Origin of the sequence: Corynebacterium mustelae, assembly GCF_001020985.1 — a bacterium.
In the GTDB taxonomy this organism is placed as follows: Bacteria; Actinomycetota; Actinomycetes; order Mycobacteriales; family Mycobacteriaceae; genus Corynebacterium; species Corynebacterium mustelae.
This window is the reverse complement of sequence record NZ_CP011542.1, coordinates 3,034,257-3,048,678: the sequence shown is the minus strand read 5'-3', so window position 1 is coordinate 3,048,678 and position 14,422 is coordinate 3,034,257. Positions and strand designations below refer to the sequence as shown.

At 53.1% G+C, this 14,422-nt stretch carries 17 protein-coding genes; 13 read left to right on the top strand and 4 right to left on the bottom strand.

Annotation, left to right across the window (positions count from 1 at the left end; genetic code table 11):
* Window positions 1–80 precede the first annotated feature (80 nt).
* The 5 genes from CMUST_RS16160 to CMUST_RS13585 all read left to right on the top strand — a co-directional run bounded on the left by CMUST_RS16160 (window position 81) and on the right by CMUST_RS13585 (window position 3,856).
* Complete coding sequence (locus tag CMUST_RS16160; RefSeq protein ID WP_052844794.1) at window positions 81–869, top strand: GNAT family N-acetyltransferase; 789 nt, start codon at window positions 81–83, stop codon at window positions 867–869.
* Between the two features lie 90 nt (window positions 870–959).
* The gene (locus CMUST_RS13600; RefSeq protein WP_047262961.1) at window positions 960–1,391 is read left to right on the top strand and encodes a hypothetical protein; all 432 of its coding nucleotides are present in this window, start codon (window positions 960–962) and stop codon (window positions 1,389–1,391) included.
* Window positions 1,391–1,810 (top strand): YbjN domain-containing protein, encoded by a 420-nt coding sequence (locus CMUST_RS13595; RefSeq protein WP_047262960.1) that lies wholly within the window; start codon window positions 1,391–1,393, stop codon window positions 1,808–1,810. The genes CMUST_RS13600 and CMUST_RS13595 overlap by 1 nt, the downstream gene beginning before the upstream one ends.
* Window positions 1,811–1,819: 9 nt before the next feature.
* Window positions 1,820–3,004, top strand: coding sequence for an MFS transporter (locus CMUST_RS13590; RefSeq protein ID WP_047262959.1), 1,185 nt, complete (start codon window positions 1,820–1,822; stop codon window positions 3,002–3,004).
* A gap of 39 nt (window positions 3,005–3,043) precedes the next feature.
* Window positions 3,044–3,856, top strand: a complete 813-nt coding sequence (locus CMUST_RS13585; protein ID WP_047262958.1) for a glycerophosphodiester phosphodiesterase family protein — start codon at window positions 3,044–3,046, stop codon at window positions 3,854–3,856.
* An 11-nt stretch (window positions 3,857–3,867) separates the two neighbouring features.
* Here CMUST_RS13585 and CMUST_RS16425 read toward each other — a convergent pair whose 3' ends face one another.
* The gene (locus CMUST_RS16425; RefSeq protein ID WP_083987590.1) at window positions 3,868–4,392 is read right to left on the bottom strand and encodes an excalibur calcium-binding domain-containing protein; all 525 of its coding nucleotides are present in this window, start codon (window positions 4,390–4,392) and stop codon (window positions 3,868–3,870) included.
* Window positions 4,393–4,590: 198 nt separating this feature from the next.
* Window positions 4,591–5,175: an excalibur calcium-binding domain-containing protein gene (locus CMUST_RS16420; protein WP_047262956.1), complete on the bottom strand. Its 585-nt coding sequence runs from the start codon at window positions 5,173–5,175 to the stop codon at window positions 4,591–4,593.
* A 463-nt stretch (window positions 5,176–5,638) separates the two neighbouring features.
* Here CMUST_RS16420 and CMUST_RS13570 point away from each other — a divergent pair, with 463 nt between their 5' ends.
* From CMUST_RS13570 to CMUST_RS13540, 7 genes are all read left to right on the top strand, one after another.
* Window positions 5,639–6,196, top strand: a complete 558-nt coding sequence (locus CMUST_RS13570) for a hypothetical protein (RefSeq protein WP_047262955.1) — start codon at window positions 5,639–5,641, stop codon at window positions 6,194–6,196.
* Complete coding sequence (locus CMUST_RS13565; protein WP_047262954.1) at window positions 6,197–6,403, top strand: helix-turn-helix domain-containing protein; 207 nt, start codon at window positions 6,197–6,199, stop codon at window positions 6,401–6,403.
* Window positions 6,404–6,408: 5 nt separating this feature from the next.
* The gene (locus CMUST_RS13560; protein WP_047262953.1) at window positions 6,409–7,374 is read left to right on the top strand and encodes a S41 family peptidase; all 966 of its coding nucleotides are present in this window, start codon (window positions 6,409–6,411) and stop codon (window positions 7,372–7,374) included.
* Window positions 7,375–7,463: 89 nt separating this feature from the next.
* Window positions 7,464–8,600: a molecular chaperone DnaJ gene (dnaJ, locus tag CMUST_RS13555; RefSeq protein ID WP_047262952.1), complete on the top strand. Its 1,137-nt coding sequence runs from the start codon at window positions 7,464–7,466 to the stop codon at window positions 8,598–8,600.
* 21 nt (window positions 8,601–8,621) lie between these two features.
* Window positions 8,622–9,014, top strand: a complete 393-nt coding sequence (locus CMUST_RS13550; protein WP_047262951.1) for a heat shock protein transcriptional repressor HspR — start codon at window positions 8,622–8,624, stop codon at window positions 9,012–9,014.
* A gap of 204 nt (window positions 9,015–9,218) precedes the next feature.
* Window positions 9,219–10,739 carry an acetaldehyde dehydrogenase ExaC gene (gene exaC, locus CMUST_RS13545; protein WP_047262950.1) on the top strand — a complete coding sequence of 507 codons (1,521 nt, stop codon included), beginning with the start codon at window positions 9,219–9,221 and terminating at the stop codon, window positions 10,737–10,739.
* Between the two features lie 128 nt (window positions 10,740–10,867).
* Complete coding sequence (locus CMUST_RS13540; RefSeq protein WP_047262949.1) at window positions 10,868–11,896, top strand: zinc-dependent alcohol dehydrogenase; 1,029 nt, start codon at window positions 10,868–10,870, stop codon at window positions 11,894–11,896.
* A gap of 3 nt (window positions 11,897–11,899) precedes the next feature.
* On the opposite strand, the gene CMUST_RS13535 is transcribed toward CMUST_RS13540, so the two are convergent.
* Both CMUST_RS13535 and CMUST_RS13530 read right to left on the bottom strand, forming a co-directional pair.
* A complete protein-coding gene (locus tag CMUST_RS13535; RefSeq protein ID WP_047262948.1) occupies window positions 11,900–13,162 on the bottom strand; it encodes an alpha/beta hydrolase in 1,263 nt (420 codons plus the stop codon).
* Window positions 13,162–13,413 carry a hypothetical protein gene (locus CMUST_RS13530; protein ID WP_047262947.1) on the bottom strand — a complete coding sequence of 84 codons (252 nt, stop codon included), beginning with the start codon at window positions 13,411–13,413 and terminating at the stop codon, window positions 13,162–13,164. Before CMUST_RS13530 ends, CMUST_RS13535 begins: the two co-directional genes overlap by 1 nt.
* A gap of 102 nt (window positions 13,414–13,515) precedes the next feature.
* Between CMUST_RS13530 and CMUST_RS13525 the strand changes: the two genes are divergently transcribed.
* Window positions 13,516–14,334, top strand: coding sequence for a carbon-nitrogen hydrolase family protein (locus tag CMUST_RS13525; RefSeq protein WP_047263676.1), 819 nt, complete (start codon window positions 13,516–13,518; stop codon window positions 14,332–14,334).
* The last annotated feature ends 88 nt before the right edge of the window (window positions 14,335–14,422 follow it).

The following is a 14,422-nucleotide window of genomic DNA, read 5'->3' as shown; positions in this document are numbered from 1 at the left end:
CCGCTAGTGATTCGAACCCCTTAACCTTGTAACAACGAGGTTAAGGGGTTTTGATTATGGCAGGAAGGTAGTTACCAATTATGACTATGGATCAGGTCTCCCAGTATCGCTTGATGTATGAATCTGCCATGCGTGGTGAAGCTGACGTGCGCGGAATGTCGGACATGCAGGTGCATAGGATGGGGCCAGTGTGGGTAGCGGAGAGCAGCAACCGTGGCTGGGCATTGGTGAGTTATTCACCGGAACAAGCTAGGGAAATACGTGCGTCGCATATTCAAGATGTGATCGATTTTTTGGCCAGCAGCGGGAGTATCCGGTCGGTTGAGTGGAAGACCTGGCGAAGTGACCCGAGCTTGCCGCTTGATAATTTTGGTTTCAGTTTCGAGCCGGAAGAAACAGTGATGATGGGTGATCCCCAGGTTCTTGCGCAGTGGCCCAATCCGGATGGGGTGCGGGTCCACCAAGTACTTACCGAATCAGATCTTGAGGCAGCAAGTAACGTGCGTAGCGAAATCTTCGGACTTAACCAGACCCGAACCCGGCAATTCGTCGAGCGCACCCGGCATGATATTGAAGGGGCGGGGTTATTCGCCGCAGTTGCTGATAGTCACATTGTTGGGCTTGGCCGGATGGAGGAATTATCGGGTGCGGGTATCGTTGGGTTGTTTTCGGGAGCGGTGCTACCACAGTACCGAGGTCGGGGTATCTACCGCGCTTTATTATCGGCGAGGGCGAAACGAGCCCTCGATGTAGGGGCAACCGTGGTTATGAGCGAATGTTCAGCGTACTCGCGTCCGATTCTTAGCCGTGCTGGTTTTATGGCGGTCGAGCACACAACACCTGCGATTTACCGCTTTGATTCGGCATAACCATGTGTCGGAAGTTGAAAAGGGTAGGAAAGCCACACCAGTTGTGGCGTAGCATTATGACGCTGACATTAATTACACATAAGGAGCACGATGGGGCTAGCAACCATTACTGCGCAGCGGCTGCGTGATGTCGCCTATGCTCTGGGCGGCAACATTTCCCATGACGAGGCGGTAACCCGGATATGGTTCGATACGGTAGTTATTGAATGCCAATACTTTGAAGAACAGCAGGTGCTGGATATTCACGGTATTTGGCGACCGTTAATTCGTGGTCCTATTCAAAATGAAGTCATAGCGGCTGTCCACGACTATAACCGTAACTATCTTGAGCCGGATCTCATTTTTGAATTTGAAGAAACACATGCCCTCATCGTCGGTGGGCGATGTGCATTGGCGTGTGCAAGTGGGCTCAGTGATGTGCAACTTGCGGATTTCATGAGCCAATCCATCGATTTTATCCGCAGCGCAATCGCTGCGTTGGAGGAGGAATTCCCCGAGCTCATTGTTATGGAGGAGCGCTAATGTCCACTGAGTTTCCGTTAGTAACACCCGAGCGGTTAACCCATATCTTGGCAGGGTACGGTGTGGTTCCGGAGATTGATGGTGATTATCTTGCCGCAGAACTAGACGGCTTATTTCTGCTCATGCAAATTCAGGCCCCGCAGGTAATGCGCATGGCGGTCATTCGGGAAAACGTGCCCATTGCAGCGGAGCGATTCCCCGAGTTAGAAGCGTGGTCAGGTTTTAGCAATCGCATGAGTATGTTTGGTAAAACGGTCGTTGGTAGTGATGCAGATAGTGGAGTTTTCGTGCGACGCGACTGTGCATTCCCTATCCGCAATGGTGCTAGCGACGAACAGTTGCAGGAATGGATTGATGCTGGCTTCGAGTCGGCTTTTGAGCTTTTCGACGCCCTACGTTTCGACTTAAACCTACCGTAAGCTAAGACCATGCCTGCCACTCAATGGATACGTGTCGGTTGCGCGATGTTCGCAATTGGCTTTGGCGCGAATCTATTTGCGCCGATGCTCCAGGTGTATCGCACCCATTCTGGGTTGAGCCATTCCTCAGTTACCGCCATGCTGGGGATTTATGCACTAGGGCTAGTGCCAGCACTGCTGTATTTCGGCCCGCTTTCCGATCATATAGGCCGGAAAGCGGTGCTTCGCCCTGCTCTATTCCTTTCTGCCTTAGGCTCAGCGATATTGGCGTGGGCAGTAGGTACGGAAGTAATCCTTTTCCTAGGGCGATTCATCGCCGGGCTAGCCGTCGGAATGGCTATGGCATCTGGTGCGGCATGGATCAAGCAACTCTCCACCGACAACCCAGCCGCCGGGCCACGACGAGCAACCGTGGCGGTTTCAGCCGGGTTCGGCATAGGCCCATTATGCGCGGGTCTCATAGCTGAGTTTTTGCCATATCCCGAGGTGCTGCCGTATCTGATACATATTGGTTTAGTGGCGATAATTGTGCCCTTGATATGGACAGTAACCGAAACCCAGTCTCGAGCCACAGGCCACAAACCGAACCACGTATGGATTCCGCCGCAAGCGAAAACCACCCGATTTTTCTGGGCGGTAGCCGCTTGGGCACCGTGGGTTTTCGGCACAGTCACTGTTGCTTTCGCTAGTTTGCCGCCGTATGCAACCACTGCGCACCCCACAGCTTTTATTGGCATAGCTGCTGCGACTGCTCTGTTATCCGGTGTTGGTATCCAGCCGTTTGCAGCAAGACTTCGCACCACACGACCCCTGGCCATCACAGGATTAGCGACTGCTTGCGTCGGTTTACTCTTCTCGGCTCTCACTGTCTATACCGCAAACATGTGGCTGGTTTTCCCCAGTGCAATTCTGCTCGGTTCCAGTTACGGCATCATGATGGTTAGTGGTTTAAAAGAGGTAGAAAACATCGCTGGAAATTCCAATCTAGGTGCCTTGATCGGCATATTCTACGCGCTGACATACATCGGGTTCTTTGTACCATTCGTCTTATCCTATGCGGCACCTCTCGTGGCACAGATATTCAAGGTTGGGGAAGAAATGGGTTTTATCTTCTGCCTACTATTCGGATCCGTGGTGTGTGTGGCCTCCATGGTGCCGGTGGCACGCGTCGCGCAAAAAGCACACGACGGTTGATAGCGGCCGGAGGCGGCGTCGAAAAGCTAAGATTTAACCGTGTATCCACTACCAACATTTGATGTTCAAGCCCACCGCGGCGGGCGCGGACACTGGACCGAAGAATCCGCAACCGCATTTAAAAATGCCCTCCAGCTAGGGGTAACAACCCTCGAACTCGACATTGTGCTGACCAAGGACCTAGTACCAGCGGTTTGGCACGACCCGATTATTCTAGAAGAAAAATGCTCCAGCCGTATTGGTGAAACTGTCCACGACTTAACTTTTACACAGCTCAGCCAAATCGAATGCTCCAAACAATTGCCGGATTTCCCTAACGCTGAAGTAATACCCAATAACCACATCATTTCCCTGCCCGAGGTATTCGAGATCGCCGCAGGACACGACGTGTGGTTCAATATCGAAACCAAGATTGAGGCGGAAAAACCCGAGATCTGCGCCACCCCCGAGCAATTCGTCACCGCCATCTTTGCTGCGATTGATGCGGCAGGAGTACGCAACAAAGTCATGATCCAATCATTCGACTGGCGTACCTTCCCCCTGGTGCATGATATCGATCCCAATATTGCGCTGGTTGCCCTTTGGGACGAGACAACCTGGCACGAAACCACCACATGGGGCCCGTACAACGCCGATATTATTTCGGCAGCTAAAGACCATAATATCGCGGTGTTATCACCAGACTACAACCTTGTTGACGCCGACCTGATCCATCGAGCACACGACGCCGGATTACGGGTGGTGCCGTGGACAGTCAATGATCTGGCCGACATGCAACGACTCATCTCGCTAGGTGTCGACGGGTTGATCACGGACTATCCCAAGCAATTAAAGCAATTGCTGGAGGGTTAACGAGCGTTTAGCTACTCGCAAGCGATGCCATCATTATCGTCATCCAAATGCAGTTGGTATCCAAGATGCCCAGGCCGATATTTGCCGTCGTCCTGAAAATAAGCACGTGCTTCAGTGCAATTCTTAAACCGCGGCGGCTGTTGTTGCACTTTTTGCTGCCCTGGCTGGGAACGGTTGGGGCTTTGCCCGATGTGAATGACACCTGGTAAGGGATTAGGGATAAGTCCTTCTGAAATCGCCCACCCCACAGCGGTGCCGATAAAACCAACCACCACGACACCGGTGGTGGCGATGGCTGCGATTTCGCCTGGGCCACGTCCATCAAAAATCGTTGACATGCTAGAACCGGAACCGTCAGTCTCGGGGACTTCTGATTGGTGTACAAGCTGTGTCTGCTGCTCAGCTGTTGCTGCAGGGGAGTCTGAGGGGTGCGGCTGTGCTATTGCTGGTGATTGCCAGGCGGCGACAGTTACTAGTGAGCTTGTAATTAGGCAGCTTAGGCGTGTTTTGGATGAGCGTAATGTGTGGGAATTCATTATGTGGAGGCTGTGGATTCTAGAAGATTGTATGAAGTCGGAGATTGTGTTTTCACCGCCTGAAAATGAAGATTTGGCCTTGGGAAACGCGGCCTTGGGATTGCAATCTCCGACTTCATTGCTGTGGTGTAATCGAGAAAAATGTATTGGGGGCAATATGAAGGGCTCGCCCTAAGGGAGAGGCGAGCCCTGTAACAGTTACCGTGGTCGACGCTCACAACCGACGCCGTCACCGTCGCGGTCTAAGCCGCGGTGGTAGCCACGATCGTTGCTGCGGATTGGCCGACCGAGGTCCCGCCACACGGCGCGGCAATTCTCATAACGGAATGCCTGTGGTGCGGGCGCTGGAGCTGGGGCTGGCCGAGGAGCAGGGCGGGGTGCTGGGGCCGGAGCTGGACGCGGTGCTGGAGCAGGAGCCGGAGCCGGAGGTGCTGGTGGTGCCGGAGGTGCTGGTGGTGCCGGAGGTGCGGGCGGCGCAGGTGGAGCTGGTGGCTGGAACGGGTTGGGGATCAAACCTTCTTGCATTGCCCAATGAACGCCTGCGCCAGCCAGGCCGACGACGGCAACGACACCGGCGGTGATGCCAGCGATCTGGCCGGGCGAGAGTCCTTCTTGCTGAGGCTCTTGTTCAGGATTTTCAGGATTGGTACCTGGTTGGCTGGGGCTCGGCTGAGTTTCGGTAATGGAAGGAGTCGCCGGGATTTCGGAGGTCTGAGCCAGTGCAGGCTGCGCGCTAAGCGCAACTGCCGTGGCGAAGATTAAGGATGAAATTGTCTTACGCATGAAAATAATATGACACGTTTACTGTCAATTGATTGTGTTTTTTCTTATTCTAGGTTTATTTGGGGGTAAGTTTTATGGATTTTTCCATAAGCTTCGGGGGTGCTTTCTGGTGTGGGGTGAGCGTATGTCAAGTCGGGGATTTAAGTATTGCGGCTTGGGCGGTCTGGGCTTTTTGTGATCTGTGGTCGCAATCTCCGACCTTGGGGATCGGGCGGGCCTGTGGGGTGTGGTGCTTGGTTCGTGGGGTGGGGGATGGGTGGCCGCTTGCGGGTTGTGAAGTCGGGGATTGGTGCATCTTGGATGTCTTGATCCCGCTTTTCGACGGCCCAAAAGCGCAATCTCCGACTTGGCGCAAGGGGTGGGATTGCATTTCCCCCTTGCGGCATATCGTTTTTCGATATAGCATAACGATTAACGATATATCGAAAGTCGATATGTTTTGAGTTGTTGAAAGGTGATCCTCATGGTAAATGCAGGTAATGAACTGCGAAAAGAACAACGAGATTTAAAGTTCCTGCTGGTGGCATATGGGCTGGCGGTGGTTTTTACCATTGGTGATTTCGTTGATCTTTTGTGGCGCGGTCAAGTTGCTCACAAGCTCGCATATGCGATTGGGGACGCGGGTAATGCTGGAATGATTCTTCTTTCACGCGTGGAGCCAGCTGCCGCAGGGTTTCTGGTGGCTGGTGTTGTGATCAAATGGCTCGCCATCATTGGTGGCTTTACGGCATTGGCATTGGTGATAGGGCAAGCGCTGCGTGGGCAGTTCTTTACTGCGAAGAACAGCACATATTTCACGGTCACGATTTCTGCATTTGTGATGTATCTATGTGGAATCTTCGTTCAAAACATGGGTGCCAATTACGTGGCTGCCCAGTTTGAAATTGCGGATTGGTGGGAATTTCGACTCGGTGGCCAGGAGGTCGCCATTGTGTACGGGGTATTTGTCACATTGTTTTTCTTTAGGCTGGTGACAAGGAAAGGTATTCAAATGCAAGAGGATCAAGAGGGGCTGGTGTAGATGGCCGAAGTGGTATGTCATCTTGACAGCTTGCTTGAGAGTCGGGATATGACCCTCGCCGCCCTTGCGGACGAAGTGGGGGTCACCGTGGTGAACTTATCGGTTCTGAAAAATAACCGGGCAAAGGCTGTGCGGTTTACAACGCTGGCTGCGTTGTGTGCGGCACTCGAATGCCAGCCGGGTGACCTATTCAGCGTGAAGGAGTAGTGAATATGAGAAAGATTCTGGGAATTATTGCCGTGGTGGTACTGGTTCTAGCTGGTATTGTCACGTGGTTCTTTGGTCCGGTCTTGGGGGCGGGGCTGATCGGGCGCCCTATATTTGTAGTCGCGACCCCGCAGCGATACGCGAATTTCGCCTTTGATGTGGCGCAAATGCAGGGACTGTACGCGGATTCGCCGGAATTTGCCAAGGTCCTCGCCCAGGCTAAGGAGGAAGTAAAAGATGTGGATTCGGTCGCACAAACCCATCCGATTATCGAACGGGTCCTCAAAGCCGCTGGTGGTAAGCATTCGGGGGTTATCCCGCCAGAACGCAATAAGCCAGGAACAGTCCAGGATACAACCCTGCCGAATGTGTCTAGGGATGGCGATATTGTGATTGCAACGGTTCCACATGTCGCGCGAGGGCCGGTTGCGCAGCAATATGCTGACAGTTTGGCGCAGGGGCTAAAAGACAATGTTGCGGGAGCCTGCGGGGTGATCGTCGACCTGCGGGGGAACACTGGTGGCGATATGGGGCCGATGCTGGCCGGGGTGAGTTCACTATTGCCGGATGGGGTGGTACTTACTTTCAAAGGGCGGTATAGCAGCGATGTTACGATATCCGGCGGTTCCGTTGAGGGTGGTGGTTCACCGATCACTGTGGCGTCGCAAAGCAAATTTAATGGCCCCATCGCCGTGCTTTTCGACGAGCATACGGGCAGCTCCGGTGAGGCTACGGTGCTAAGTTTCCGTGGTCTAGACAATGTGCGAACTTTCGGTCAGCCGTCGGCCGGTTATGCTAGTGCAAATGTCGTGTTTGATATGCCCGATGGTGCGGCAATAATGATCACCACCGCCAAAGATGTAGCCCGAACTGGAGAAGAATTTGCAGAGGAACCCATCGATCCCGATGTGCTTTCCGAGCAGCCGGAAGTAGACGCGCGTGACTGGTTGCATCAACAGTGTGCTAACTAGTTCGCTGTGGGTGAACCGATAGTGTCTGCAAAGGGAAAACGCGCTAAACTTTAGTGAGATAGACTCAACTATAAAACTGGAGGAATGCAATGGCTGCGAAAAACGAATGGGCAGACAAAGATTACTATGCAGATCTCGGTGTGGCATCAAGTGCAACAGATGCCGAGATTAAAAAAGCATACCGAAAATTAGCGCGGGAAAACCATCCCGATTCCCACCCTGGGGATACTAAACGCGAAGAGCGCTTTAAAGCGGTAGCGGAAGCCTACGATGTATTAGGGGATACCGCCAAACGTAAAGAATATGACGAATTTAAAGCCATGTTGCGGGCAGGGGGTGGTTTAAGAGGTGGGTTTCGTGGAAACTCACAGTTTCAAGACTTCTCTGACATTTTTGGAGGAGGTGGTGCTGCCAGCGGTTTTAGCGACATCTTCGGTAGTGCTTGGAGCAGTCCTCGCCGGACAGCTCGGCCGACGCGGGGCGCGGACGTCGAAACGGAAATAACCTTAGATTTCCGGGAAGCGGCAAGAGGGACCACAATCCCGCTGCAAATCACCGGTGATGCCCCCTGCGCTGCCTGTCACGGTTCAGGCTCGCAATCCGGCGCAGCGGTCAATTGCCCAAGTTGTAATGGATCTGGTTATCGCTCGGAAAACCGCGGGGCGTTTGGTTTCTCAGCGCCCTGTAGCGATTGTGAAGGAACCGGAAAAATCATCCCGGATCCCTGTCTCGATTGCCGGGGAACCGGTACCGTGCGTCGTTCTCGCTCCATCACCGTTCGTATTCCCGTCGGTGTCGTTGATGGGCAAAAGGTGCGGCTAGCCGGACAAGGTGAAGCCGGGCCGCATGGCACACCAGCTGGGGATCTTTTTGTCATAGTGCATGTGCGTGACGACAAAGTTTTCAGCCGTAAAGGCGACGACCTAGAAGTTGAAGTGCCGGTATCGTTCGGGGAATTAGCCCTCGGTGATACGATCACCGTGCCGACGCTTGATTCGCCAGTGCGGGTGAAAATACCTGCTGGAACTCCGGATGGGCGGGTGCTGCGAGTCCGTGGACGAGGCATTCCAAAACGAGACGGTCAATCTGGTGACCTGCATGTTCGGGTGAAGGTTCAAGTCCCCAAAAACCTGTCGGCGGCTGCAACTAGTGCACTTAAGCACTACATTGAAACCGAAAAAGAATCCGGATTCGATCCTCGTGCTGGCTGGGTCGGAAATAACTAACGCTTAAAGGAGGTGTTGGAAGTGTCACAGAAAGAAAACCGAGTAGAAGAAGTATTCGTGATCTCCGTGGCGGCGGAACTATCCGGAATGCATGCGCAAACGCTACGCACCTACGACCGCATGGGATTGGTGACCCCGCAGCGCACCACCGGCGGTGGGCGCCGCTACTCGCGTGCCGACGTCGAACTGTTGCGCACCGTGCAACGTCTCAGCCAAGAAGATGGCGTTAATTTGGCGGGCATTAAAGCAATTATCGAATTGAAAAAGGAAAACGAAAAACTACATGCGGAATTAGCGGAAGTTAGACAAGAAAACGAGGATCTGAAACGAGGGCGCCCCCGGGGTGAAATCGTCCACGTTCCTAGATCCACGGCGGTAGTGATGTGGGAACCGCGCCGGAGTCGGAAACGCTGATCCTGGAGCAGCAAACGGGGGATATAGCCAAATTAGCAAAAAGGGTGACAGCCTGCATGGTCGATATGCATTCGACTCTTTGCATATAGCTGCTGTCACTCTTTTCCTTTACAGTGACTCAGGTCACGGTTATAGTGGCGGTAACGCATGCGTGACGGCGGGGTAATGCCCCAAAAGATTTAATTCCTACCGAAAGGAATCTTCATGACTGTTTACGCCAATCCTGGAACCCCAGGCGCCATTTTTGATTACAAAGAGCAATACGAAAACTTCATCGGGGGTGCATGGGTGCCGCCAGTTGCAGGGGAATATTTCGACAACATTACCCCAGTTACCGGCGAGGTCTTTACCCGGGTTCCGCGCTCAACCGCCGAAGATATCGAATTGGCTTTGGATGCGGCGCACGCCGCCAAGGCGGAGTGGTCAAAAGTGTCGGCGGCTGAGCGGGCGTTAATCCTGAATAAGATCGCGGATAGGTTGGAAGAAAACCTCGAAAAGCTCGCCGTTGCTGAAACCTGGGAAAATGGCAAGGCTATCCGGGAGACATTGGCGGCAGACATTCCGCTTGCTATCGACCACTTCCGCTATTTCGCCGGTGTGGCACGCACCCAAGAAGGGAGAATCTCGCAAATCGACGAGAACACTGTCGCTTATCATTTCAAGGAACCCATTGGGGTAGTGGGGCAGATCATCCCATGGAACTTCCCTATCCTCATGGCCGCCTGGAAGATCGCACCTGCGCTAGCCGCTGGAAACTGCATCGTTTTAAAGCCAGCTGAGCAGACCCCAGCTAGCCTCTTGGTGCTTATTGAGCTCATTGAAGATCTCCTGCCAACTGGCGTACTCAATGTAGTCAACGGTTTTGGTGAAGAAGCAGGCGCTGCGCTCACCGCATCGAACCGGATTGGCAAGATTGCCTTCACTGGTTCCACTGCAGTTGGCCAGATTATTCACAAGGCAGTCTCGGACAAGATCATCCCTATCACGTTGGAGCTGGGCGGAAAATCCCCGTCGATTTTCTTCCCAGACGTCATGGATAAAGATGATGCTTTCCGGGCCAAGTGTATTGAAGGTCTTGCTATGTTTGCCCTCAACCAAGGTGAAGTCTGCACCTGCCCTTCCCGCGCATTGGTTCATGAGGACATAGCTGAGGAATTCCTTGCGCTTGCAGTGCAAAAGGTAAAAGAAATCAAGACCGGAAACCCGTTGGACACGGATACCATGATGGGCGCTCAGGCCTCGCAGGAACAGATGGAAAAGATCACCGGATACTTAGAATCTGGCCCTGCAGAAGGCGCCGAGGTGCTTACCGGTGGCAAAGTTGCCCAGTTTGAAGGCCTGGAGGGTGGCTACTATATTGAGCCGACCATCATGAAGGGCGATAACTCAATGAATTGCTTCCGGGAAGAAATCTTCGGACCGGTTTTGGCTGTCACTACCTTTAAGACATTCGAAGAGGCCATGGAGATTGCCAACGACACCATCTACGGTTTGGGGGCCGGAGTGTGGAGTCGCGATCAAAATAATGCTTACCGTGCTGCCCGTGCTATTGAGGCGGGGCGTATCTGGGTCAATAATTATCACAACTATCCAGCACACGCCGCTTTTGGTGGTTACAAGCAGTCCGGTATTGGACGTGAAAATCACGCGATGATGATGGATCACTACCAAGAAACCAAGTGTATGCTGGTTTCATACGATGAGAATCCAACGGGTCTGTTCTAGGAAGTAACTAAAACAAAAAATCCTAACGAATAGGCGAGCGAGAGACCGGGTATTCCCGGTCTCTCGGCATTTTGAGCAGTTATTGAAAACTGTTGTTATTACCGGTTTTGGGAGAAAGGTATCCCCCTATGTCCGATCAATTTAATGCCGCAATCGTTGAAGAATTCGGTCCAGAACTAACAATTGGCACCCTGGACCTGCCAGAACCAGGGCCGCATCAAGCGCTGGTGAAAAACCTCGCCTCCGGTGTCTGCCACACAGATCTCCATGCCGCGGAAGGCGATTGGCCAGTCAAACCAGAACCCCCATTTGTGCCAGGGCATGAAGGCGTGGGCGAGGTAGTGAAATTAGGCCCCGGTGACCATGACGTGCAAGTGGGCGACATGGTGGGCAATGTGTGGCTATGGTCCGCATGTGGAACCTGCGAACACTGTCGTACCGGCTGGGAAACGCTATGCAATTCAGCTGAGTATGGCGGATACACCGTCGATGGTTCCTTCGGTGAGTACATGTTGGTTGACACTCGCTACTGTGCTCGCATCCCCGAGGGAGCCGACCCCGTAGAAGTCGCACCAATCCTGTGCGCTGGTGTCACAGTGTACAAAGGACTCAAAGTAACCGACACCCGGCCAGGGCAATTTGTGGTTATTTCCGGTGTTGGCGGTCTAGGCCACATCGCGGTGCAGTACGCCGTTGCGATGGGACTACGCGTCATTGCGGTGGATATTGCGCCGGAAAAACTGGAGCTGGCTAAGAAACACGGTGCAGAATTCACAGTCAATGCGGCGGAAACGGATCCTGCTGCTGCCATCAACGAATACACCAAGGGTGGCGCCCACGGTGTGCTGGTTACTGCGGTTCACCCTAAGGCTTTTGGTCAGGCGATCGACATGACCCGCAAGGGCGGAACGATCGTATTCAATGGTCTACCGCCAGGAGATTTCCCAGCACCAATCTTCGACATTGTGTTCAAGGCTTTGACAATTCGCGGCTCTTTGGTGGGAACCCGCCAAGATCTGGAAGAAGCACTGGACTTCTATGCACGGGGTCTAATCAAGCCCACCGTCACCGAATGCAAACTCGGTGACGTGAACTCGGTATTTGAAGACATGCGCAACGGTGCGATTGATGGCCGCATGGCAATCCGCTACGACTAACAACTAGTCTGATTGCGCAAGCCTGCGAACCTCCTTGGCTACGAGGTGTTGGAATGCGGAGTCACGGAAATAGGAGGAATGATCGCCGTGCAAATTCCACACCTCGGCACCATATTCTGGTGAATGAGGGGCTGGCCCATGAATATCAGGAACCATCCGGATCGGGTCTGCATCATTGATCGCAGAAATGATCCGGGGGTTTTCTCCTTTCAGCTCAATAGCATGGGCTGATGGGGCACGGTTTCCTGGACTACCAACATTAATCATGGTATCCGCTGCTAATCCGCCCGGACGTTGGCCAGCTAATGCTAGTGTGACTGAACCTAGACTGTGCCCCAGTGCTAGCTGTTTGGCTTGGGGATTAGCTGCTGCTAACGACTGTTGGAACACTTGAACCTGCTCTGCTCCCTTGATCGGCGGTATCGGGCTAGCCCCAGCGGGCAAGCTTGATGGAGAATCCAAATTCACAAACATTACCGTTGCCGTACTGATCTTTTCCGGTGCCACTGCACCTGCAACCGTTCCATGGAATTCCTTCAAGCGGCCAAGATCTCCAGCCCACTGGTTGGGTTCAGCTGAGCCAACCCCACCATATACGGTACTGACTACATCTGCGGTATAGGGATCCCCTAAAACAACTGCGAAATTATTTTTCGATACCTGAAGTAATTGAGCTTCCGGATTATCGGCCAATAGCTGGGTGATTTCAGGGGGTGCTTGTGTCATGGCCTCGCTATGTTGTTTGGACAACCGGTTTTCAGGTAACTCAGACATTTCCAACTCCGCCAGCAGCTTCGCCTTCGGATCAGGCGTCAGCGAGCACCCCGACAGCTCCATGACCTGCCATGCACATGCGGTATCAAGCATCTTCCCCCAAGCGTAGATAGTACTAACTATCTGCTGAAATATGGCGACTAGGTTAATTGCGGCAGGTGTTACTGGAACTACAACTGGGCCTTCCACTGCTAGACCTAAAGCGCGGGCCATTGAAGAAACGAGATGGAGTTTTCGCTCCAAGTCCCGTTGTGTATCGGCAGTAAGCTCCAAGTATGTCGCTAGTTTGTGGGATTTCGTCCATTCAGCGACCATCGATTCAACGATTTCCCCCAAGGTGTCTTTGCCTGCGTCGTATGCCATGCCGGTAGCAACGTTGAAAGCCTTAGCCCATTGTGGCTTAAGTTCGGTCAGGAATTGTTCTGTAGCAGCGACAAATTGCCGATGGGAAGCTGCAGCTTGTTTCAGCAAAGTGGAATCTAGTGGCAGCATTATTTTTCCTCCAGATTGGTAGCGAAGGAGGAATCAATCTGAATTTGGGCGGCAGTGAATCGTCGTAAAGCGGAAATATGGTCCGCCAACGCAGCCTCTTTAGATGACAATGCGTCAAGGGTGACTGAGTGAAACTGCGCCAGTGCGGCGTTTGTGCTGTTAGCTGCCCCAACGTCGTGGCTAACGGGTAGCTGCGGTGGCGGAGAGAAGGGAAACTCAACGTTTCGATCAAAAGATGTGAAAGTACTCATAGCTCCATTGCAACAACAGTGCAACCAAAAGTGGCAAAACTTTAAAAAATAATTTTCGCCTGTGGATAACTTCGGATGCGAACAGGCATTATGCTGGGAGCCATGAAAGTTGCAATCGGTCAAATTCGCTCATCTGTGGATAAACCCGACAATCTCGCTCGGGTTTGTGCCCTTGCTGCCACTGCCGCCAAGCAAGGCGCCCGGCTGATTGTCTTTCCTGAAGCAACGATGCAGGCGTTTGGCACCGGGCGTCTCGATAAAGCTGCCGAACCCCTTGAAGGTGATTTTGTCACCGCCATTGCTGATTGCGCACAATTAGAAAACATCGCCATAATTGCTGGCATTTTTCGCCCCGCTGATTCGATACATCGCGGTGATAAAACGATCAATCGAATAACAAACACCGCGATTGCCGCTCTGCCCACCGGCGAGGTTCACCACTACGATAAAATCCACACGTACGATGCATTTGGCTACCGTGAATCGGACACCGTGAAACCAGGCGAAAAGCTCGTGGTTTTCGACTACGCCGATACAAAAATCGGCCTAGCTATCTGCTACGACTTGAGGTTTCCGGAGCTTTTCCGGCAGCTAGCAGCACGCGGCGCGCAGGTTATCGTGGTACCTATTTCTTGGGCAGGTGGCGCGGATAAACTCCGGCAAAAACACCTGCTCAGCCAAGCTCGTGCTCTCGATTCCACATCCTGGGTAATAGCGGCAGATCAGGCTGAAACGCAGCCTTCCGGCACTGCACCACGCGGTGTAGGGTGCTCTACGATCACGACCCCCGATGGTCGGATCGCGGCTGAAGCGGGAGCTGAGGAGGAGCTATTGCTCTTTGACATCGATATCGCTGATGTGGCACGGGTACGTGAAAAGCTTCCCGTTGTGGATTATCCGCAAGATTATTCACATAAGTAGCCTAACTAGCCGCCAATTCCTTTTCGCTCGGAAAGCTGTTGGCGGCTGTGTGGTTTTACACGTGGGGTGAAGTCGGAGATTTATAGTT